Source organism: Pseudomonas sp. HTZ2 (assembly GCF_033173945.1).
Lineage (GTDB): Bacteria > Pseudomonadota > Gammaproteobacteria > Pseudomonadales > Pseudomonadaceae > Aquipseudomonas > Aquipseudomonas guariconensis.
In genome coordinates, this window is sequence record NZ_CP137332.1 from 658,376 (window position 1) to 679,469 (window position 21,094).

At 60.2% G+C, this 21,094-nt stretch carries 16 protein-coding genes and 1 tRNA gene; 14 read left to right on the top strand and 3 right to left on the bottom strand.

The genetic code is table 11. The annotated features are described in order from the left end of the window. Positions 1–9 precede the first annotated feature (9 nt). The 9 genes from R6G97_RS03205 to R6G97_RS03245 all read left to right on the top strand — a co-directional run bounded on the left by R6G97_RS03205 (position 10) and on the right by R6G97_RS03245 (position 10,988). Entirely contained in the window at positions 10–408 is a 399-nt protein-coding gene (locus tag R6G97_RS03205; protein ID WP_317847804.1) for a hypothetical protein, read from the top strand. A 69-nt stretch (positions 409–477) separates the two neighbouring features. Then, positions 478–6,099, top strand: coding sequence for a DUF4214 domain-containing protein (locus R6G97_RS03210; protein WP_317847805.1), 5,622 nt, complete (start codon positions 478–480; stop codon positions 6,097–6,099). Then, complete coding sequence (locus R6G97_RS03215; RefSeq protein WP_317847806.1) at positions 6,096–6,998, top strand: hypothetical protein; 903 nt, start codon at positions 6,096–6,098, stop codon at positions 6,996–6,998. The genes R6G97_RS03210 and R6G97_RS03215 overlap by 4 nt, the downstream gene beginning before the upstream one ends. After that, positions 6,998–8,584: a WD40/YVTN/BNR-like repeat-containing protein gene (locus R6G97_RS03220; protein WP_317847807.1), complete on the top strand. Its 1,587-nt coding sequence runs from the start codon at positions 6,998–7,000 to the stop codon at positions 8,582–8,584. The genes R6G97_RS03215 and R6G97_RS03220 overlap by 1 nt, the downstream gene beginning before the upstream one ends. Before the next feature lie 4 nt (positions 8,585–8,588). Next, entirely contained in the window at positions 8,589–9,104 is a 516-nt protein-coding gene (locus R6G97_RS03225) for a DUF4376 domain-containing protein (RefSeq protein WP_317847808.1), read from the top strand. Positions 9,105–9,641: 537 nt separating this feature from the next. Further along, positions 9,642–10,112: a hypothetical protein gene (locus tag R6G97_RS03230; RefSeq protein WP_317847809.1), complete on the top strand. Its 471-nt coding sequence runs from the start codon at positions 9,642–9,644 to the stop codon at positions 10,110–10,112. Then, positions 10,109–10,291: a hypothetical protein gene (locus tag R6G97_RS03235; RefSeq protein WP_200928568.1), complete on the top strand. Its 183-nt coding sequence runs from the start codon at positions 10,109–10,111 to the stop codon at positions 10,289–10,291. The genes R6G97_RS03230 and R6G97_RS03235 overlap by 4 nt, the downstream gene beginning before the upstream one ends. Further along, positions 10,288–10,725, top strand: a complete 438-nt coding sequence (locus R6G97_RS03240) for a DUF1353 domain-containing protein (RefSeq protein ID WP_317847810.1) — start codon at positions 10,288–10,290, stop codon at positions 10,723–10,725. The genes R6G97_RS03235 and R6G97_RS03240 overlap by 4 nt, the downstream gene beginning before the upstream one ends. A gap of 56 nt (positions 10,726–10,781) precedes the next feature. After that, positions 10,782–10,988, top strand: coding sequence for a hypothetical protein (locus tag R6G97_RS03245; protein WP_256805451.1), 207 nt, complete (start codon positions 10,782–10,784; stop codon positions 10,986–10,988). A gap of 372 nt (positions 10,989–11,360) precedes the next feature. On the opposite strand, the gene R6G97_RS03250 is transcribed toward R6G97_RS03245, so the two are convergent. The 3 genes from R6G97_RS03250 to R6G97_RS03260 all read right to left on the bottom strand — a co-directional run bounded on the left by R6G97_RS03250 (position 11,361) and on the right by R6G97_RS03260 (position 15,503). Beyond that, the gene (locus tag R6G97_RS03250) at positions 11,361–13,145 is read right to left on the bottom strand and encodes a hypothetical protein (RefSeq protein ID WP_317847811.1); all 1,785 of its coding nucleotides are present in this window, start codon (positions 13,143–13,145) and stop codon (positions 11,361–11,363) included. Between the two features lie 844 nt (positions 13,146–13,989). Next, positions 13,990–15,249 (bottom strand): tyrosine-type recombinase/integrase, encoded by a 1,260-nt coding sequence (locus R6G97_RS03255; protein WP_317847812.1) that lies wholly within the window; start codon positions 15,247–15,249, stop codon positions 13,990–13,992. Positions 15,250–15,418: 169 nt separating this feature from the next. Next, positions 15,419–15,503: transfer RNA gene (locus tag R6G97_RS03260), tRNA-Leu, on the bottom strand. Positions 15,504–15,611: 108 nt separating this feature from the next. Between R6G97_RS03260 and queA the strand changes: the two genes are divergently transcribed. The 5 genes from queA to secF all read left to right on the top strand — a co-directional run bounded on the left by queA (position 15,612) and on the right by secF (position 21,015). Continuing rightward, positions 15,612–16,661 carry a tRNA preQ1(34) S-adenosylmethionine ribosyltransferase-isomerase QueA gene (gene queA, locus R6G97_RS03265; protein WP_102081237.1) on the top strand — a complete coding sequence of 350 codons (1,050 nt, stop codon included), beginning with the start codon at positions 15,612–15,614 and terminating at the stop codon, positions 16,659–16,661. 14 nt (positions 16,662–16,675) lie between these two features. Beyond that, entirely contained in the window at positions 16,676–17,791 is a 1,116-nt protein-coding gene (gene tgt / locus R6G97_RS03270; protein WP_317848185.1) for a tRNA guanosine(34) transglycosylase Tgt, read from the top strand. Between the two features lie 43 nt (positions 17,792–17,834). After that, the gene (gene yajC, locus R6G97_RS03275) at positions 17,835–18,170 is read left to right on the top strand and encodes a preprotein translocase subunit YajC (protein WP_023382222.1); all 336 of its coding nucleotides are present in this window, start codon (positions 17,835–17,837) and stop codon (positions 18,168–18,170) included. A 63-nt stretch (positions 18,171–18,233) separates the two neighbouring features. Then, a complete protein-coding gene (secD, locus tag R6G97_RS03280; RefSeq protein WP_043208070.1) occupies positions 18,234–20,096 on the top strand; it encodes a protein translocase subunit SecD in 1,863 nt (620 codons plus the stop codon). Between the two features lie 10 nt (positions 20,097–20,106). Continuing rightward, complete coding sequence (gene secF / locus R6G97_RS03285) at positions 20,107–21,015, top strand: protein translocase subunit SecF (protein WP_043208072.1); 909 nt, start codon at positions 20,107–20,109, stop codon at positions 21,013–21,015. Positions 21,016–21,094: the final 79 nt, after the last annotated feature.

Genomic DNA, 21,094 nt, shown 5'->3' on the forward strand with positions numbered 1-21,094 from the left:
GAGGCTCACATGAAGGTTCTGGTGGTTATGTTACTGGTGCTTATCGTTCTGATACTTGCACCTGGGCTTGCCTGGGTATTTGCTGCTGGGGCAGTCGCTTATAGCGCCATTATTGCCGTAGGCGGGATATTCACCTTCATTTTCATCCTGTCTTATACGCTCTGGCCCTCATTCAAAAAGTGGCAAGCACAAAGAAGCACTGACGCCAAGATCAGGGAGGCCAACAGGATCTTCCGCGAACGAGAAGGCGCAAGGACCAACTCACAAGATGCGCTCAATGCCCCTCTGAATGATGGTTTCGAAACTGATACCGACAGAAAGTCATGCAGTCGGTGTCAGGTGGAGATGTTATCCAGCTCTATCCGATGCCCGTCGTGCGGTCATGCGGTAACACTCTCTAAATCCTAGTTACCTAGAACTAGGCGTCTACAACAAGCCCGCAAAGTTGCGGGCTTTTTTTCGTCTGGAGAAAAGTGAATGGCCGACGGCGACATTCAGAGCATGCTTGTTCGGATTGAGGCCACCACGGCCCAGCTCCGCCAGGAAGTGGCACGCGGTGAGTCTGCGGTAGCCAGCGCCGCTGGCAAGATCGATGGTAGCCTGGGGCGGATCGACAGCGCATTCGACCGGACCGGGAAGAACGCGACGACGCTGCAACAGGCGATCAGCAGCGCATTCACCGGGATTGGCGCGGCCTCTGCCGCTGCGGTGGCCGGCCTGGTGGCGATCACCAGCCGGACGACCGAGTATGCCCAGGAGGTGAAGAACCTCGCGGCCTTGTCGAACACGTCGGTCGATGACTTCCAGCGCCTGGCCGCCGGCGCAAAGACCGTCGGCATCGAGCAGGAAAAGCTGTCCGATATCTACAAGGACATGAACGACCGTGTCGGCGAGTTTCTGGCGCGCGGCGGTGGCGAGATGGCCGATTTCTTCAAGGAGATCGCGCCGCAGGTCGGTGTCACTGCCGAGATGTTCGCCAAGCTCTCCGGTCCCCAGGCGCTGCAGCTGTACTACAGCTCGCTGGAAAAGGCCGGGCTGAGTCAGCAGCAAATGACCACCTACATGGAGGCGGTTGCCGACGAAGCGACGGCGCTGATCCCGCTGCTCAAGGACAATGGACAGGGCTTCCGAGACTTCGGCGAGCAGGCCGAGAAGGCGGGCCGCGTCCTGAGCCAGCTCGAAATCGACCGGCTGGTCGAGGTGCGCCAGTCCATCGTCAACCTGCAGGGCGCTTTCGACGGCGCCTCTCGCCAGTTGGTGTCGGGCATGCTGCCGGGCATGGAGGGGCTGGCCGATCTGTTCGACCGCCTCTCGGGCGGCGGTGCTGCTGAAGCGCTGGGCCAGGCGATTGGCTTTCTTGCCGAGAACGTCAATATTCTGGTCGCGGCGGTCGGCGCCAAAGCCGCCTCCAGTTTCTTGGCCTATTCCCAGCAGGTGGTGGCCAGCACGAAAGCAACGCTAGCTGAGGCCATGGGCGCCAAAGCGGCAGCGGCGGCAAAGCAGGAACAGGCCATCGCCTCTGCATCATTGGCTGCAGCCCTGGCTGGAGAGGCCTCTGCTGCAGTTGCTGCTGCTCGTGCCGATGAAGCGCAAGCAGTGGCTAGGGTTCGGAGCATCCAGTCGGCCCGAGAGCAGATTGCTTACAGTGCTGCGCTTGCGGTGGGTACCAAGGAGGAAGCCCATTACGCCAATGTCTTGGCTGCAACTGAGCTTGAGTTGGCGGCGGCGAAGAAAGCGGCAGCTCAATCCAGCGCTCAGCTGGGGGCCGCCCTGAATGCTGAATCGGCGGCGCTGGTAAAAGACACGGCTGCAACCCAAGCAGCTGCGACAGCCAAAAAAGAGTATGCAGCGGTATCGTCACTGGCAGCGCGTGCCGGCAGCGGCCTCCTTGGGCTGCTGGGCGGGCCAGCGGGTATAGCTTCGTTGGCGCTCGGCGCCGGCATCGCGTTCCTGACGATGCGAGACAGTACTGACAAGACGACCCAGTCGATTCTGGACATGCAGCAACCGCTTGACCAGGTCGCTGAGAAGTTCAAGCAACTGACCCGCGATCAGCAAGCTGCCGAGCAGGTGGCGAAAAGCAAGGAGCAGGCCGAGGCCATTCGTGAGCAGGCGGCAGCCTATGAGGAGTTCCTGAAGCTGCTCCGGCAGCAGTTCGGTTCGGACTTATTTTTGCGGTTGAAGGCCGACATTGATGCGGCCTACGAGTCGGGTGTTCCGCTCGTAGATGTCATCGCAGACCTGCAGACCCGTTTCCGCATCCCTAAGGATGTCTCCGACTCCTGGGTGGAGCAGGCCGGCAAAGTCAGTACGGCTGCCGAAAAGACGGCCTTCCTGACGCAGGTACTCAATACCCTGACTGGTGCGCTCCAGCAGAACACGGTCGCAACCCACGAGAACAACGCCGCCAAGGGCGGCATGTCGGCCACCGAAGAAACCTACCTGCAAGCCCTGCAGAAGCGCAGTGCCGCCCTGGAGGACGGCAACAGCGAGACGAAGAAGGCCACCCGCTGGCTGAGCGAGCAGAAGAACGTCACCGAGGAAGGTCGCAAGGCCATCCTGGCTGAGGCTGAGGCCGCGGATAAGCAGCGTGAGGCCAAGGAGGCAGCAACCAGGGCCGCGCAGGCGGCTTCGAGCGCCGGTAAGCAGGCTGCTACCGAGGCCAAGAACCAGGCCAAGGCGTTGGCCGACCTGCAGGCGCAGGCCGAGATCGCGGTCCGCAGTGCCCAGGGCCTGGCGGCTGCGTATCTGGACGGCACCGACAAGTCGCGCGAGTTCGGCATTCAGCAGAAGGTGGAGGAAGCGCTGCTTAAGGCCGGTGCCGGGGCACGCAAGGAAGTGGAGGCCGCGATCCGTGGCCAGGCAGACGCCGAGGATCGGCTCGCTGTTGCAAAGTCCGCCTACGACTTGGGCAAAGAGACCGAGGACATCCTCGCCCAGGCGACCGCCACTCTACAAGGCACGGCTGCACTGGAGGCGTATAACGTCCAGAAGGCGATGCAGGTCGCCCTGGCCGGGAAGAACGTCGCTGTCGGCAGCCAAGAGTATGAGCAGCTGCTGGCCGCGACCAAGGCCCAACAGGAGGCGGTGAAGATCGCCAAGCAGGCATCGGATGCGGGCAGCATCATGGATCGCCTGTACCCCGAGAAGAAGCTGCTGCGCGAATACACCGAGGCTCAGGCGGCCCTGAACAAGGCCATGGAGCTGGCTCCGGACAAGGCTGCCGAGTACCAGGATGCCCTGCGCCTGTTGGGTCTTGAATACGAGCAAAACAAGAACGCGGCGACCGCCTGGGGTCAGTTCACCGAAGGCGCGCTGGACCGTGTCGATGGCGCCTTCGCGGACGCCTGGAAGAACATTGGTGACGGCTTCGACGGCTTCGCCACCAGCCTGAAGGATGGCTTCAAGCAGCTGCTGGCTGAGCTGGCACACATGGCCATCACCCGCCCGATCGTCATGCAGATCGGTGCGGCGCTGGGTGTTGGCGGACTGTCCGCGCAATCTGGCGGGCTATTCGGCGGCGGCGGTGGCAGCGGTGGCCTGGGCCTGTTTGATATGGCTTCCAAGGCCTACGGCGTGGCCACCTCCGGCTTTGGCAGTGCTGTTTCTGCCGGTTGGAGCGCGGGCGAAGGCTTCCTCGGCGGCATGCAAGGCGCGATCAGCGGCGGCTACAACTACATCAGCAGTGGCCTGAGCGGGTTGTTTGGTGGCGGCGCTGCATCCAGCCTGGCAGCAGGCGCGGGAAGCAATGTCGGCTATGGGCTTGGTCAGAATCTGGTTGGCGGCAGCGTGGGATCGGCCTCGTATGCGGCCAGCAGCGGTTTCATGGGTAGTGGCCTGAGCGGCCTTGGCACGGCAGGTTACGGGATCGGCGGCGCCCTGTATGGCTACCAGCAGTCCGGCCTCAAAGGCGCGGCCACGGGCGGCCTGGGTGCGGCGGCCGGTGCAATGCTTGGCAACATGGTGCTACCTGGTATCGGTGCCATTATCGGCGGTGCGCTGGGCGGCATGCTTGGCGGCTCGCTGTTCGGCGGCGACTGGGTCACCAAGGACACCGGCCTTTCGCTGGCAGTTAAAGATGGCGACTTTCTCGGTAAGCGGTACAAGTACCAGAAGAAAAAGGGCGGGCTGTTCGGCAAGAACAAGAAGCGCACTCGCTACTCCGCGCTTGACCCGGAAATGCAAGCGGCCCTGGACGCGACCTATGACGCCACCGAGGGCTCGGTCCTTGATCTGTTCGACCGTCTCAATGTCGAGCTGAATGATGGCGTGCTCGATGGTTTGAATATCGGCGCGCAGAAGATCAGCACGAAGGACAAAACAGCCGAGGAGATCCAGGCCGAAATCGCCAAGTGGTTCGGCGGTGTGGCCGACTCGATGGTTTCTGCTGTCGATGCTGCTACAGCAGCTGGCCTTGGCGGCTACAACTTCGAAGGCCTCACCGCGTTCGTGCAGAACCTGGAGGGCGTCAACGAGGTTGTCCGCTATCTGAATGTCGGCATGTACGACGTGTCGGTCGCGGGCGGCAAGCTGGCTGAGCAGCTGTCGGCGATTGCGGGCGGGCTGGATGTGTTGCAGAGCAATGCTGCGACCTATTACGGCGCGTTCATCAGCGAGTCGGAGCGCATGGACGATACGCTCGATGCCGTCACCCGGGCGTTTGTGGCAGCGAACCAGACGCTTCCAGAAACCCGTACCGGCTTCCGCGACATGGTCGAGTCGATCGATACGACAACGCAGGCCGGCATGCAGATGTTTTCAACGCTCATGGCGTTGTCGGGCCAAGCCTCTACGTACTACGACATTCTGGAACAGCGTGCGAGCAACGGCGTGAATGCAGCATTCGCGGCTCTGCAGCGGTCCATCGCGGCGCAGCAGAAGGCGATCAGCAAGTCGCTGGCGGACGCCAACAGCCGCATCAGCGACCTGACTGGTATCAGCAACGCCCTGGGCAGTGCACTGAAGCAGTTGCGCGGTACCGGTGACGATGCCGTGCGCATGCTCCGCAGCCAGGCCCAGGCCACGCTGCAGTCGGCGCTGGCGATCGCCAAGGCAGGCGGCAGCTTGTCCGGGTTTGCCGGGCTGACGGATGCCCTGGACGTGCTGGGCTCCAACAATACCGACCTGTACGGGTCGCTGGAGGAGTTCAACCGGGACCAGGGCCGCACTGCGAACGCCGTCGCGGAGCTGAACAAGCTGAACGGCAAGCAGCTGTCTGCCGCTGAGAAAAGCGCTCTGGCAATGCAAGCCCAGCTGGATGCACTGGACGCCCAGCTCGAGTTCGCTCAGGCCCAGGTGGATGCGCTCAACGGTATCGACAACTCGGTGAAGTCGGTTGCCGATGCAGTCAAGGAAATGAACGCGGCAGTTGTCGCGGCCATCGCCTCAATCAGCGGCAAGTCAACACCTCAAAATGCTGGAGTACTGATCGACAGTATTTACAAGGATCAGCTCGGTCGGGACGCAGACGCAGAGGGCAAGCAGTACTGGGTAGATCAGTTGGCCAGTGGCGCGCTGAACAATCAGAACATCGTCGGGGCCATCACGAACGCTGCGGCAATCGAAGCTGCCTATAAAGCAGCAGGCATCGCAATGAATGAGGGCGCCAGCTACTGGGCTGGCCAGCTCGACTCCGGTGCGCTGACTGCTGCACAGCTCCAGGAGGCTGTCCGCAACGCTGCCATCGCCAACGGCTCAATCCCGGCCTATGCGTCCGGCGGTTTGATCACTGGCCCCGGCACAGGCACGAGCGACAGCATCATCGCCAGGCTCTCGAACGGCGAATACGTCATGAGTGCCGATGCGGTGCGCATGTTCGGTACCGGCCTGCTCGATCAGATGAACGCCGGGCGCCTGCCGGCGTTCGCCCAGGGCGGTCCGGTGCTGGACATCCCAAGCCCGAACCAGGTCTTCGGATCGAGTCGAGCGGACGTGATAAGCGGAGGCAGTGACAACGGAGCGCTACTGGCCAAGTTCGAGCAGCTGCTCGAAGCAAACAAGTCGCAACGCTTCCAGATCGCTAAGTACGCCCAGCAGGTCGCTCAGCTGCTTCAGAAGTGGGATGTCGAAGGTGCGCCAAAAGAAAGGGATTACGCATGAGAGTGATCAACCCGATTGTGATCGGCGAAGCCCAGTTGGTCAGCAGCAATGTGCCGGAAACGGATTATCCGGCCTGGGCTGCAGCGACGGCCTACACCAAGGGGCAGCGGGTGATTCTTGCCCATGTCGTCTACGAGGCGCTGGTCGACGTGCCAGCTGGCGTAAAACCGGGTGAGGAGGTGGTCACCGCCGAGGCCCCAGCCAAGTGGCTTGAGGTTGGAGCCACAAACCGCTGGCGAATGTTCGACGACAAGCTGGAGTCGCTCACCACCAATCCAGGCACGATCAGTGTCACGGTCAAGCCTGGCGCGGTGGTGAACTCGGTCGCGATGTTCAACGTGTCCGGCAAGTCGGTCACGGTGAAGATGGTCGATGCCCTGGAAGGGGAGGTGTACAGCGAGACGGTCACGCTGGTCGATGCCGGGGTGACCAACTGGTACGACTACTTCTTCGAGCCGGTCGGCGTGAAAACCGACCTGGTGCTGCTCAAACTGCCGGCCTACGGATCGGCCAATCTGGTCATCACCGTCGATGCAGGGGCCGGGCAGGCGGCGGTCGGCCATGTCGTCGTAGGCAGCCGGCAGCAGATCGGCACCGCACTATACGGCACGTCCGTCGGCATCAATGACTACAGCCGCAAATCGACGGACGACTTCGGCAACACCGTTGTTGTGCAGCGCTCGTACTCCAACCGCGCCGAATTCGACGTGTCCGTGGACACCTCGGCGGTGACCAGGATACGTCGGCTGCTGGCCGAGCTGCGGGCCACGCCCGTGGTCTGGATCGGCGAAGAAACCTATGAAGCCACCATTTTGTTCGGCTACTACCGAGATTTCAGCATCGTCTTCTCGGGGCCGAGCGTTTCCGATTGTTCAATTACCGTGGAGGCGATCATCTGATGGCTACCCCTGTTATCAAAGCTTTGCCTGCCGCCCCTACGCGCTCTGACGGCGCCGACGACTTCGCCGCGAAGGCGGACACGTTTGTTGCGGCACTGCCGCCTCTCGTCGTGCAGATCAACAGCACTTCCGAATGGATCGGCGGACAGGTCGCGGCGGCCGAGGGCTACAAGACTGCCGCTGCGGGCTCCGCATCTGCTGCTGCCGACTCCGCCAGCGCAGCCAACGCCTCGAAGAATGCCGCCGCGCAATCGGCCATCGATGCCACCGCCAACGGCGCGGCACAGGTCGACCTGGCTGCGGCGCAGGTGGGGCTTGCGGTTGATGCAAAGAACCAGGCGCAAATTGCGGCCGCTGCTGCAGGGGCTGCTGCGGGCCTCCCCTCGCTAGTAGGTAAAGGCCGCAAGGTTCTGCGCGTCAGGCAGGACGTGACCGGCGTCGAGTGGTCTGGTGTGCATGAAATCGGGGATCTACTACAAACCGCCAGAAATCCCGGCTCGCTCTATCTACAGGCAGGCGGGATCTATCTGCAGAGCGCATACCCTGAACTTTTCGCATTGATTGGCCTTATCGGAAGTGACCCCTTCGTGTCGTGGAGTGCACCTACTAACGCCGCGCAATCCCTCCGCGATGTTGACTATGGACTCAACAATGTTTGGGTCGCAATTGGCACCAGCGGCCGCGTAACTCGTAGCACAGACGACGGTGAGACATTCACCACACAAACTCCAATAACCGGCACGCCCCATCTAACCGCGATTGCTACAGATCGAAATGGGGTTTGGATTCTGGTCGGTGAATCAGGAGCGGTTTACCGCAGTACCGACAATGGGGCTACTTGGGTCAAATTGACACTACCGGGCGTCACAACTGAAAAGATGAACGGCATCGCCTGTGATAAAAACGGGGTATGGTTGATCGCCGGCGACTCGAAGGTTTACCGCAGTACCGACAACGGGGCTACCTGGGTCGCCCTAACTGGATTGCCACAAACTGGGCCGTATCTAGCCCTGGGCACCGACGAAAGCAATACTTTTATGCTTTCCCGTGATAACAACAGCGCTAACTTGATGCGCAGCGTGGATCGCGGTGCGACGTTCGTAATGGCCGGCAGCCTCTCAACATATCGAGCTGCTGGGTATGCTTATGACAAAGTTAAAGATATTTGGTACGCAGCTGCTAAGGAAGATGGTATTTACCAGAGCCGTAATGGCGGCGTGAGTTGGCAGAAAACCAACGTCAATAAAGCCAATGGCGGGAATATACCTGCACTTGCATACGATGTGGCGGTTGTAGACGGTGCGGTACTTCGCGTCGGCGCTGATGTAACGACGTCAGCGGCTTCGGTGTTTCTCAGCAATAATGACGGATTCGATTACTCTGCCATAACCTCGCCAATTGGCTTTAGTATTCGCGCTATTGCGGCTAAACCTGACGGTACGGCAGTAATGGTGGCGGAAACAACGGGTGTATCGTTGGCGAAGAGTATTAAATCGTACAATTACGATAAAAATACTCAATTCAAGTTGCCTAACCCTGCGCCGATTGCAGGACTGCAAGCATATATCAAAGCAAAAGAAGGTTGATCGCATGATCGTTTTATATTGCTGGGGCGCGGATGGTTATTTGATTGGCGCTGTCGAGGTCGATGAGAGCGGCGAACTCCCGCCGCGCAGCACCCCGACCGCGCCTCCTGAGCTGACCGGCTCAGAAGTCGCCCGCTGGACCGGTCAAGGCTGGGAGAAGCTGGCCGAGGCGCCATCTCCTGAGCCGACCCCCGGGCCAGACTGGCCCGCCCTGATTGCTGCGCGCCGCTTCCAGGCAGAAACCGGTGGCGCTGTCGTCGAGGGCCTGACGGTCAACACCGAGCGCGATAGCCAGTCTCTGATGACTGGAGCCGCGTTCGCCGCGTCGCTCGATCCCGAGTACCGGATCAAGTGGAAGACGGCGTCCGGCTTTGTCGAGCTGACGGGCGCCCAGGTCATTGCGCTGGCGTCGGCTGTGCGCGCCCACGTGCAGGCCTGCTTCAACCGCGAGGCCGAACTGCAGGAAGCCGTAGCTGACGGGTCGATCACCGCCGAAATGCTGGAGCAAGGGTGGCCGTAATAGCCTCGATCTGACGCAACCATCCCCGGCCGCCTTGAGCGGTTTTGTCACCTGCCCCCTGAAAAAACGAAGCCCCGGCGAACTGTGATCACCAGGGCTTCTACTTTCTCTGATGGGGACAAAAGAGAACGCTGCGCAGATGATAGCAGTCGAGCGCCAAAAAGCAAAACCCCGGTGGTTCGCAATCACCGGGGTTTCTATTTTCTCCAGCGCCCTTGTTTTCGCATGGAGAACGTGGGGCGAATCCTAGCTGAAACAAGGTCGAGGATCTATTCAGGCGACCATAGTGTTAGGCGATGGGTGCGGCTGGATCCTAGTGCTATATTGACCGCCGCCCTGGACGGCGCCCTCGCTCAAGGAATGGGAATGTCTCGACTTATCGTGTTCGCACTCGCAGCGCTTCTAATAGCAGGTTGCTTCATCACCTGGTCGCTAGCCCCCTCATTGGTCGCCCCAGGATGGCGCCCCCTTTAAATTCATATCTCAACCGCCCAAAACCCCGCCATGTCGCGGGTTTTTTTTCGCCTGGAGAAACCCATGCTGCAACAAATCCGCGCCTCGGCAATTGCCCCGGCGCTCAAACTGCTGCCCGCGAAAATGTCGGGCCGGCGCGCTGAACAGATGCTGCTGAGCGTCGGGCTACAGGAAAGTCGACTGATCCATCGCCGGCAGATCGGCGGCCCGGCCCGAGGCCTCTGGCAGTTCGAAAAGGGCGGCGGTGTCTGTGGCGTGCTTGAGCATCCCGCCACCCAGACCCTGGCGCGCTCCGTATGCCAGGCCCGAGGCGTCCCGGCGACAGACACCGCCGTCTATACCGCGCTGGAGCACGACGATGTGCTTGCTGCCGCGTTCGCCCGGCTGCTGCTGTGGACCGATCCAGCACCACTGCCTGCGGTGGGCGAGATCCAGCAGGCCTGGGCCTTGTACCTGCGCACTTGGCGCCCTGGCAAGCCGCACCGGCAGACCTGGGACGCTCTGTATGCCCAGACAATGGAGGAGGTGGCATGAAGAAAGCCATTCTGCTGACCGTCGTGATCCTGCTCCAGGGCTGCGCTGTCCAGGCCCTGAGCTACGCCGCCAACGCCTACTGCGCGACTCCAGTGGATGTGCGCGCCGCCAACCGCATCCTGGTCAACGCCTCGATCGCGCCGAATCGTGTCGAAGTCACCTGCGGCGGTGCGCCATGACTGGCCGCTTCCTCGACCCGCTGCTGCTGCGGGCATACGACAAGGGGGAGTGGGTGCTGATCAACGATTTCCGGTACCAGGCGCTCGACGGCACGGTCTACACGGCGCCGCGGTACTTCATCACCGACCTGGCTTCGGTGCCTTGGGTCGTAAAGCCGCTTTTCCGTGACATCGAGGACCGCGAGGCCGGGGTCATCCATGACTGGCTTTATTGCCAGAACCGCCTGCCGCGCGCCGTGTGCGATGCGCTGTTCTACGAGATGCTGCTCGCCCTGGGCGCAGACAAGCGACGGGCTGGCTTGATGTACGCCGGTCTGCGGGTCGGCGGTGGGTCGCGCTATGCGGCGTGCAAGGGTGGGGTGAAGGATGAGGATATGGCTTGGGCGCTGATGGGGGAGGGGGCGTTGCAAAAGCGTATGACCGAGTCCGGATAGTGCGGCTGGCCTGTGAGGCGGCCTATACTGCCTTGACCAAACGACAGGGGCAGGGCATGAAGACCTTGGCAGGAATCGTCGAGGCGGGAGAGCCGCTGGTTCAGCAGGCCATTGATGCAATGAGGCGCTACTACGAGGCCAAAGACCTTAAGGAACCCCCAGAGGTGGTCGAGCGCCTTCGGCGGGAGGCTGAGTCGCTGATGCAGGCGTTGCAGCAGTATCAGCAGCGAGCGCTGGGCGGGGTTGCTGCGACTCTTCATTGAGTGGATTGTCTTGGGACGGCAGAACGTCGGAGGTGGGAGCGGAGCTCTACGTCTCGGCAGGACCATTGAAGTCAGGGAATGCCCTTAGTTCGTTCGTAATGAGGGCTAGTTCTCATGTTTTTATGATGTCTACTTGCCATTTTGTATCATTGAAGGTACAGTGTTCTCGACTATCTCCAATAGTCGATGTTGACACGAAAACCCCCGTACCTTGACGAAGGTACGGGGTTTTTTTTGCCTGCTAAAACGTGATTATCTGACTTGCTAGCTCATGTGGCTGAACTAGCGGAAATAAAAAACCCGCCTTTTTAGGGGCGGGTTTTTATCGTTAGCAGGCCCGAGGGCCTGCCGCAGATACAACCATTAAGCTTATTAGGCTACGTGGTTGCTGGTGATCACACCGTTAGCGAAGCTGACATCGTCCAGCGAGGTAATGCCAGCCAGCTGGATAACAGCAACGTTGTTAGCCGAGCCGCCAGCAGCGTTACCAACAGCGTTGGACTCGATAACAGCGCTTACTTCTTTGGTGGTTGCGTCCTGGATGAAGAACACTTCCTTGACGCCAACGTTGGTGCCGACGTAGTTGCCGTCAGTATTTACAGTGACGTTTTTGGTCAGGCTGAAGCCTTCACCGATGTACAGAGCATCACCTTTGTTGAAGTTGGTGATCTTGAAGTCGTCGGTACCTTTGACGCCGTCTTTGAAGAAGAACAGGTCAGCTTTGTCCTTGCCGAGAAGGTCAGCGTCAATGTCAGCAGTCAGGTCTTGAACGAAAGCAGGCAATGCATGTTCGGCGTCGTCTGTTGCTTTAGCAATTGCTTCGTGAGCGTCGATCTGCTTCTGAGCTTCAGAAACCAGTGCGTCAGCTTTCTGAGCGTCAGCCAGCAATTTCGCAGCCTCAGCAGCAGCCTTCGAGTCTGCAGCGTAGGTGTTGCCCAAAGCTTTTTCAGTCAGAGCAGCTTCAGCGTCGCCAACAGCTTTGGTGGAAGCAGCTTTAGCAGCGTCAGCAACGGCTACAGTCTTCAGCGAAGCGTAGGTTTCTTTGAATACGCCGGTATTGAATGCTTTATCGATAGCTGCCAGCTGAGTTGCGTTGGCACCTTTGATGGCAGCATACAGGGCATCAGCATCAGCAATCGCGGAGCCGCCTGCGTCTTCGTATGCTTTAGAAGCATCGCTGAACGCAGTGCCGTTAGCAGGAACAGCGCCGATGACACCCTGCAGAGCGCCAGTTACATTGGCGGTCTGCTCAGTGGTAACAGCAGGAACTTTAGCATCGGCAGCTACAGCGGCGTTGAAAGCGTTGATTTTAGCGACGGCTTCTGGATCTTTATTAACCAGGTCAGCGCGCGCATCGACCAGCGCCTTGGCAGCAACGTCCGAAGCGGTCTTCAGAGCGTCAGTGGTGCTGCCCGAAATGTCGGTGCGCAGAGCTTGGGCGTTGGTCAGAGCAACTTTTGCTTCGGTGTAGGTAACAGTCTTGTCGCCATTGGCATCGATATTGGTCAGGGTGGCGCCGTACTCTTTGTTCAGCTCAACGACTTTGTCGTTGGTAGCGGACAGCGAGGTGACTTTGACAGCCTCGTCAGCCTTTTCATTTGCTTCAGCAATAGCGAGAGCTTTGATGGACGCCAGACCAGCTGGGAGAGCAACACCGGACAGACCGCCATTTTCCAGCAGGCTCAGGGCGTTGGTCACAGAAACAGCGGTGCCGTCAACACCGGCGATGATCTTAGCTGCGTCAGCTTGGACGTAGTTGTCGCCAGCAGTGGAAGTGTAAACTTCACCAACCAGAACCTTGTTAGCGATGACTTTGGCGTCGGCAGCCGAAGCGCCGTTCACGAAAGCTACCAGCAGTTGATCAGCGTTTACGGAAGCGCCGCCGCCAGTGGTCCAGTATTCCAGGCCAACAGAGTCAGCTGGGCGGCCGAACAGTTGCAGGTAGATTTTGGAAACGGTTTCTTCACGGTTCAGGCCAGCGTAGGCGTTCTGGTACTCAGGCTGCTCGTTAGTGAAGTTCGAGCGCAGGTTTTCCAGAGTCATTTTAGCCGGCGAAGCATTCAGTTCGTTCAGCCAGTAGTCCATGCCAGCTTTGTCGGCAGCGCGGCCCAGGTAAGCAACGTACAGCTGTTGAACTTGTGCAGAAGTAATAGCCATTACGGTTTCATCTCCAATATGAGTCGATATTCCAATTCAGGCATCCACCTTGGATAGAAGGTCACGTGACCTCCTGCCTGATTGCCCCACCTCCCCCCAAAGGCAGAGATGGCGATTTTCTAGGCAACCTTAGTCGCCGACAGTTCCGTCGCGATGTGTTCTAGGTCACGTGTAACCTTAACCAAGCACACAGCAGACAGTTGCTCGCGGATCATACATGGCCATATGGTTGCAAAACAATAGGCAAACGCCACCTGTGTGAGCCGCTCCCCCTTTTATCGTCCGGCAGCGACCAAACTAAAGGGCGGGCATCAGAAAAACTAAGCTTGCTCTAAGGTAGGCAGGGGTTTGCTGGTTGCAGGCGCTCGCGGGCCGGTGTAGAGCGGGCGGTAGAGTAGGCAAGTTCATCCGGGCCGACACTACCGCAGTGAGCCGACTGCTGTGGGAGCAGACAGGTGGCTACTAATGCACAGCTGGCGGCTCGATCTTGGGCGAGGAGTTGGGGTTGCGACTATTTTCGGGGGCGGGCCTGTCCGGCTACCAAGGAGGTATAAAAATCTCTGGAGGAGGTATGGTTGGCGGGCTTGAGGCTGGCGACCAGGGGGGCGGCAGGTCTGGCGGAAAGTGCTGGTGCGGCGAAATGCTGCAGGTGCAGAAAGGCTTGGTGGTGAACGCGTGCTCTTGTGGGGGGAGGGATCTGTGAGCGGAGCGCCGACAGTGAGTCGGATATGAGAAGGAACTGAGGCGGCAGCGTCCGTCTGCCACTAACCTCACCTCAAAAAGAAGAAAATTGAGTCGAAAATCCGCTTTAAGAACTCTGGCGGCTACTCTTTTGGCCTGTCGCTTAGGGTTCCAGCGCTCTGCGCTTGAATTGCTCTCGATGCTCTTCTGTCATGCCTGCTTCAAGCGCGTCAAGGAAGTCCGCATACCATTGCATCATCCTCCGGCGTTGGCGCAGGTATGCCGCCTTGTTGTAGACACCGGAAACCCCCGCCTCCTTGTGGGCTAATTGCGCCTCGACGAAATCCTTGGGCCATTCATGCTCACGAAGCAGGGTGCTCGCGGTGTGGCGCGTACCGTGCCCCACAAGCCTTCCTTTATAGCCAGCACTGGCGAACACCTTGCCAATGGTGTTCTCGCTGATAACCGGCGTTGATGAACCGATCCCTGGGAACAGCCATTTGCTCCTGCCGGTCAGCTCGTTAAGCTCCCTCAATGCGGCGATCAGTTGCGTGCACAGTGGCACGACATGGTCGCGCCTCATCTTCATCTTCTCTCCCGATATCGACCACAGGCCTGCCTCAAGATCGATATCCGCCCATTCCGCATATCTCACCATTCCCGGCCGGCTCGCTGTCCACAGCGTCATCCAGGCCGCAGTGCGCGCGATCAGCCTGCTGGTCGACCTGCGCATAGCGCGCATGAACTCTGGCAGCTCGGGCTCAAGCAGGTGAGGGTACTGCTGGGTCGCAGGCGCTGGAGCGGCGACTACCAGTAGTTCGCTGGCTGGGTTGTTCTCGGTTAGGCCGCTGGCGATCGCGAAGCTGAAAATCTTGTTCAGCCAGCCACGGGCTTTCTTCGCTACATTGTGGGCGTCGCGCTTCTCGAAGGATTGCTGCAGGGTGGCGCAGTCGCGCCTGGTGATCTCGTCCAGCTGTTTGTCGCCGAGGGCTGGCAGGATGTCCTTATCCAGGTAGGTTCGGACTTTGCCAAGGGTGCCTTCGGCCAATCCCTCCTTTGACTTCTTGTCGTACCAAGATTCGGCTGCAGCACGGAAGGTGGTATGGAGGGATTTGGCTGCGTGCTCAACGTCGCTGACCTTCTTCTCGACGGGGTCGACGCCCTGGTCGATCAGGGTAATGGCCTGGCCAGCCTTCTCTCGGGCCTTCTTTGCCGACACTTCGGGGTATCCGCCCAGGCCCATGAACGACCACTTGCCGTTAGCCTTTTTGTAGCGGAGCTCCCAGCGCTTCCGGCCATTGGGTGAGACGACAAAGTAGATTCGGTCGACGCCGTAGGTTTCGCGGTACTCCTTGGCCTCTGGCTCCAGGGACGCGAGCACTGTGTCGGCCAGCGGCCGGCGCTTGATGTCTGTGCGTTTCATGGCTTCTGTGTATGGGAAAGTTCGAGAATAAATCGACCATACACCTGGCCATACACGGCTTCAAGATTCATGGTGTTTTATGGCGCACCATGAAGAAACAAAAAAACCGCCTAAATAGGCGGTTTTATTGAGTTTCCTGGCCATGCTGCTGCATGAGGAAACATGCGGTTGGTGCCCCGAGGGAGACTCGAACTCCCACTCCTTTCGAAAACGGATTTTGAATCCGCCGCGTCTACCAATTCCGCCATCAGGGCTTGTGGGGGCGCAGTATAGAGAGCCGCCGTGGGTCGGTCAATCGGGTTTCATGGTCAATTTTCGTTCGTTGGGCTAAACTTTCCGACCCTGTCGAACCGAACACCATCATGCGCGTCGCCGATTTTTCCTTCGAACTCCCCGATTCCCTGATCGCCCGTCATCCCCTGGCCGAGCGCCATGGCAGCCGTCTGCTGGTCCTAGATGGGCCGAGCGGGGAGCTGGCGCACCGGCAATTCACCGACTTGCTGGAATACCTGCGCCCCGGCGACCTGATGATCTTCAACAATACCCGGGTCATCCCGGCGCGGTTGTTCGGCCAGAAGGCCTCCGGTGGCAAGCTGGAAGTGCTGGTCGAGCGCGTGCTGGACAGCTACCGGGTGCTGGCCCATGTGCGTGCCAGCAAGGCGCCCAAGCCGGGCACGCAAATCCTCATCGATGGCGGTGGCCAGGCCGAGATGGTGGCGCGCCACGAGACGCTGTTCGAGCTGCGCTTCACCGAGGAGGTGCTGCCGCTGCTGGACCGTGTCGGGCACATGCCGTTGCCGCCATACATCGATCGTCCGGACGAAGGTGCCGACCGCGAGCGCTACCAGACGGTCTATGCCGAGCGTGCGGGCGCCGTGGCGGCGCCGACCGCAGGCCTGCATTTCGATGAGGCCCTGCTGGAAAGGATCGCCGCCAAGGGCGTGGAACGTGCCTTCGTCACCTTGCATGTGGGCGCCGGTACCTTCCAGCCGGTGCGCGTGGACAAGATCGAAGACCACCACATGCACAAGGAGTGGCTGGAGGTCAGCCAGGAGGTGGTGGACGCTGTCCAGGCCTGTCGCGCCCGAGGTGGCCGGGTAATTGCCGTGGGTACCACCAGCGTGCGCTCGCTGGAGAGCGCCGCCCGTGATGGCCAGTTGAAAGCTTTCAGCGGCGACACCGATATCTTCATCTACCCGGGTCGGCCGTTCCATGTGGTCGATGCCTTGGTCACCAACTTCCACCTGCCGGAGTCCACGCTGCTGATGCTGGTCTCGGCCTTCGCCGGCTACCCCGAGACCATGGCTGCCTACGCGGCGGCGGTCGAACAGGGGTACCGCTTCTTCAGTTACGGTGATGCCATGTTCATCACCCGCAATCCGGCGCCACGCGGCCCCGAGGATCAAGCATGAGTCGCACCTGTCGAATGTCGTTCGAACTGCTGGCCACCGACGGCAAGGCCCGTCGCGGCCGTCTGACTTTCCCCCGTGGCACGGTAGAGACTCCGGCGTTCATGCCGGTGGGTACCTATGGCACGGTCAAGGGCATGCTGCCACGCGACATCGAAGCGATCGGCGCCGAAATCATCCTGGGCAACACCTTCCACCTGTGGCTACGTCCAGGCACCGAGGTGATCAAGAAGCACGGCAGCCTGCACAATTTCATGCAGTGGAAAGGCCCGATTCTCACCGACTCCGGTGGTTTCCAGGTGTTCAGCCTCGGCGCCATGCGCAAAATCAAAGAAGAGGGCGTAACCTTCGCCTCGCCGGTTGATGGCTCCAAGGTGTTCATGGGCCCCGAGGAGTCCATGCAGGTCCAGCGTGACCTGGGCTCGGACATCGTGATGATCTTCGACGAATGCACGCCATACCCGGCCGAGCACGACGTGGCGCGCACCTCCATGGAGCTGTCGCTGCGCTGGGCCCAGCGCTCGAAGAATGCTCACGCCGACAACACAGCGGCGCTGTTCGGTATCGTTCAGGGCGGTATGTATCAAGACCTGCGCATGCGCTCGCTCGAAGCGCTCGAAAACATCGGTTTTGACGGCCTGGCCATTGGCGGTCTGTCGGTGGGCGAGCCCAAGCACGAGATGATCAAGGTGCTGGACTACCTGCCAGGCCAGATGCCGGCTGACAAACCTCGTTACCTTATGGGGGTAGGCAAGCCGGAGGATCTTGTAGAGGGTGTGCGCCGCGGCGTCGACATGTTCGACTGCGTGATGCCGACGCGCAATGCGCGCAACGGTCATCTGTTCGTCGATACCGGGGTGATCAAGATCCGTAACGCGTTCCATCGTCATGATGATTCGCCGCTCGATCCGACCTGTGATTGCTACACCTGCACCAACTTCTCGCGCGCGTATCTTCATCATCTGGATAAATGCGGCGAAATGTTGAGCAGCATGCTGAATACCATCCACAACTTGCGCCATTACCAGCGCTTGATGGCCGGTTTACGCGAGGCTATTCAACAAGGTAAATTGGCCGCCTTTGTCGACGCCTTCTATGCCAAGCGCGGGCTGCCTGTGCCGCCTTTGGACTGACTATTCGCATCCATTATTAGAAAATATCCATTAGGAGTGCCCAATGAGCTTCTTGATTCCCGCCGCCTACGCGGACGCAGCAGCCCCTGCCGCCGGCCCTGCCGGTACCGGTTTTGAATGGATCTTCCTGGTCGGTTTCCTGGTCATCTTCTATCTGATGATCTGGCGCCCACAGGCCAAGCGTGCCAAGGAGCAGAAGAACCTGCTGAGCAACTTGCAAAAAGGTGACGAAGTTGTCACCAACGGCGGTATCGCCGGCAAGATCGTCAAAGTCTCCGATGACTTCGTGGTACTGGAAGTGTCCGACAACGTCGAGCTGAAGTTCCAGAAGGGCGCCGTTGCCGCGACCCTGCCAAAAGGTACGCTCAAGGCTATCTGAGTTACCGGTTATCTTTTCCAGTCGGGGCGCGCAACGCGCCCCGCGTCTTGAACGGGCGGCGTGATGCTGAACAAATACCCTCTGTGGAAATACCTGCTGATCCTGGTGGTACTGGCGATCGGCTTTATTTATTCCGCTCCCAACCTCTACCCGGATGACCCGGCGGTGCAGATCAGCGGTGCGAGCTCCGCGCTGCATGTGAGCCAGGCCGATTTGGATCGCGCCACCAAGGCGCTGACCGATGCCGGTATCGCCGTCAAGGGCGGCAGCCTGGGTGAGAAGGGCAGTGCGCTGGTGCGCCTGACCAACCAGGAAGACCAGCTCCCAGCCAAGGATGTGGTACGCAAGGCACTGGGCGATGATTACGTCGTGGCCCTGAACCTGGCCCAGACCACCCCGCAATGGCTGCGCAACCTCGGCGCCAGCCCGATGAAACTGGGCCTGGACCTGTCCGGTGGTGTGCACTTCCTGCTGGAAGTGGACATGGACAAGGCCATGAGCGCCCGTATGAAAGTCTACGAAGGCGAGGTCAAGACCTTGCTGCGCAAAGAGCGCATCCGCTATCGCAGCCTGCCCCAGCAGGACGGCGCGATCATGCTGGGCTTTGCCGACGATGCCACCCGCGAACAGGCTCGCAGCCTGGTCCGCAAGAATTTCAATGACTTCGACCTGACCACCACCGAGCGCAACGAGCTCGCCGTGCTGCGTCTGGCGCTGACCCCGGCCAAAGTCGCCGAGATCCGCGAATACTCGATCAAGCAGAACCTGACCACCGTCCGTAACCGGGTCAACGAGCTGGGCGTCGCCGAGCCGCTGGTTCAGCGTCAGGGTGCCAACCGTATCGTGGTCGAGCTGCCAGGCGTGCAGGACACCGCCGAGGCCAAGCGTATCCTGGGCAAGACCGCCAACCTGGAGTTTCGCTTCGGCGCCGAGCCGGGCGCGTCCAAGGCTACCACCGAGGTCTTCGAGTTCCGCGAAGGTGGCCGTTCCGCTGCAGTCGAGCGTGGCCTGATCATCACAGGCGACCAGGTGACCGACGCCCAGGCCAGCTTCGATGAGCATGGCCGTCCGCAGGTGAACATCCGTCTCGATGGTCACGGCGGCGAGCTGATGAGCCGCGCTACCCGTACCAACGTCGGGCGCAGCATGGCGGTGATCTTCATCGAGCAGAAGCCGATGACCCGCTACGAGAAGCAGATGGTCAACGGTGTCGAGAAAGACGTCGCGGTCCAGACCTTCAAGGAAGAGAAGAAGATCATCAGCCTGGCGACCATCCAGTCGCCGCTGGGCAGCCAGTTCCGTATCACCGGCCTGAACGGCCAGGGCGAATCGTCCGAGCTGGCCCTGCTGCTGCGCGCTGGTGGCCTGGCGGCGCCGATGTACTTTGCCGAAGAGCGCACCATCGGCCCGAGCCTGGGTGCCGACAACATCACCAAGGGTATCGATGCGTCCCTGTGGGGCATGCTGTTCGTCTCGCTGTTCATCATCGCCATCTACCGTGCCTTCGGCGTGCTGGCGACCATCGCCCTGGCGGGCAACATGGTATTGCTGTTGGCGCTGATGTCGCTGCTGGGCGCTACCCTGACCCTGCCGGGTATCGCCGGTATCGTACTGACCATGGGTATGGCGGTGGACGCCAACGTGCTGATCTTCTCGCGTATCCGTGAAGAGATCGCGGCGGGCATGTCGGTTCAGCGCGCCATTCACGAAGGCTTCAACCGTGCCTACTCGGCGATCGTCGATGCCAACCTGACCACGCTGCTGGTCGGCGGCATCCTGTTCGCCATGGGTACCGGTCCGGTCAAAGGCTTCGCCGTCACCATGTCCCTCGGGATTTTCACCTCGATGTTCACCGCCGTCATGATGACCCGTGCACTGGTCAACCTGACTTGTGGCGGGCGTGACATCAAGAAGCTGTGGGTTTGAGGGAGCTGACATGAAAACCATCAACTTCATGGGCGTACGCAACGTCGCGTTCGCCATCACTGCGCTCCTGACTGTCCTGGCGTTGTTCAGCTGGTGGCAAAAGGGCCTGAACTTCGGCCTGGATTTCACCGGCGGTACGCTGATCGAGCTGACCTATGAGCGTCCTGCGGACCTCAAGGCGGTCCGTGCCGAGCTGGTCGACTCCGGCTTCCACGAGGCTGTCGTGCAGAGCTTCGGCGCCACCACCGACCTGCTGGTGCGTATGCCTGGTGACGACCCGCAATTGGGTAATAAGGTGGCCGAAGCCCTGCAGAAGGCAGGTGGCGACAACCCGGCAACCGTCAAGCGTGTCGAGTTCGTCGGCCCTCAGGTGGGCGAGGAGCTGCGTGACCAGGGTGGCCTGGGTATGCTCCTGGCGCTGGGGGGCATCCTGGTCTACCTGGCATTCCGCTTCCAGTGGAAGTTCGCCGTTGGTGCAATCGTCTCGCTGATCCACGACGTGGTGGTGACGCTGGGTATCCTGTCGTTCTTCCAGATCACCTTCGACCTGACGGTGCTGGCGGCGGTCCTGGCGATCATTGGTTACTCGCTCAACGACACCATCGTCGTCTTCGACCGGGTACGTGAAAACTTCCGCGTCATGCGCAAGGCCTCGCTGATCGAGAACATCAACGTTTCGACCACCCAGACCCTGCTGCGTACCATCGCCACCTCGGTGTCGACCTTGCTGGCTATCGCTGCGCTGCTGTTCTTCGGTGGTGACAACCTGTTCGGCTTCTCCCTGGCGCTGTTCATCGGTGTCATGGCGGGTACCTACTCGTCGATCTACATCGCCAACGTGGTGCTGATCTGGCTGAATCTGAGCAGTGAAGACCTGATTCCGCCCGCCAAGACTGACGGTGTGGACGACCGTCCGTAAGGTTGTTTCCTACGCCATTTGGCGTAAAGAGAGGCGCGAGTATTGAACTCGCGCCTTTTTTTTTGCTCCAAGACTGGGA

Coding starts and splice junctions, on each gene's coding strand:
- R6G97_RS03250 (WP_317847811.1), bottom strand. CDS start 13,145: ATGGCTATTACTTCTGCACAAGTTCAACAGCTGTACGTTGCTTACCTG.
- R6G97_RS03235 (WP_200928568.1), top strand. CDS start 10,109: ATGAAGAAAGCCATTCTGCTGACCGTCGTGATCCTGCTCCAGGGCTGC.
- R6G97_RS03245 (WP_256805451.1), top strand. CDS start 10,782: ATGAAGACCTTGGCAGGAATCGTCGAGGCGGGAGAGCCGCTGGTTCAG.
- R6G97_RS03230 (WP_317847809.1), top strand. CDS start 9,642: ATGCTGCAACAAATCCGCGCCTCGGCAATTGCCCCGGCGCTCAAACTG.
- R6G97_RS03215 (WP_317847806.1), top strand. CDS start 6,096: ATGAGAGTGATCAACCCGATTGTGATCGGCGAAGCCCAGTTGGTCAGC.
- tgt (WP_317848185.1), top strand. CDS start 16,676: ATGTCGTTCGAACTGCTGGCCACCGACGGCAAGGCCCGTCGCGGCCGT.
- R6G97_RS03255 (WP_317847812.1), bottom strand. CDS start 15,249: ATGAAACGCACAGACATCAAGCGCCGGCCGCTGGCCGACACAGTGCTC.
- R6G97_RS03240 (WP_317847810.1), top strand. CDS start 10,288: ATGACTGGCCGCTTCCTCGACCCGCTGCTGCTGCGGGCATACGACAAG.
- R6G97_RS03225 (WP_317847808.1), top strand. CDS start 8,589: ATGATCGTTTTATATTGCTGGGGCGCGGATGGTTATTTGATTGGCGCT.
- queA (WP_102081237.1), top strand. CDS start 15,612: ATGCGCGTCGCCGATTTTTCCTTCGAACTCCCCGATTCCCTGATCGCC.
- R6G97_RS03220 (WP_317847807.1), top strand. CDS start 6,998: ATGGCTACCCCTGTTATCAAAGCTTTGCCTGCCGCCCCTACGCGCTCT.
- secD (WP_043208070.1), top strand. CDS start 18,234: ATGCTGAACAAATACCCTCTGTGGAAATACCTGCTGATCCTGGTGGTA.
- secF (WP_043208072.1), top strand. CDS start 20,107: ATGAAAACCATCAACTTCATGGGCGTACGCAACGTCGCGTTCGCCATC.
- R6G97_RS03210 (WP_317847805.1), top strand. CDS start 478: ATGGCCGACGGCGACATTCAGAGCATGCTTGTTCGGATTGAGGCCACC.
- R6G97_RS03205 (WP_317847804.1), top strand. CDS start 10: ATGAAGGTTCTGGTGGTTATGTTACTGGTGCTTATCGTTCTGATACTT.
- yajC (WP_023382222.1), top strand. CDS start 17,835: ATGAGCTTCTTGATTCCCGCCGCCTACGCGGACGCAGCAGCCCCTGCC.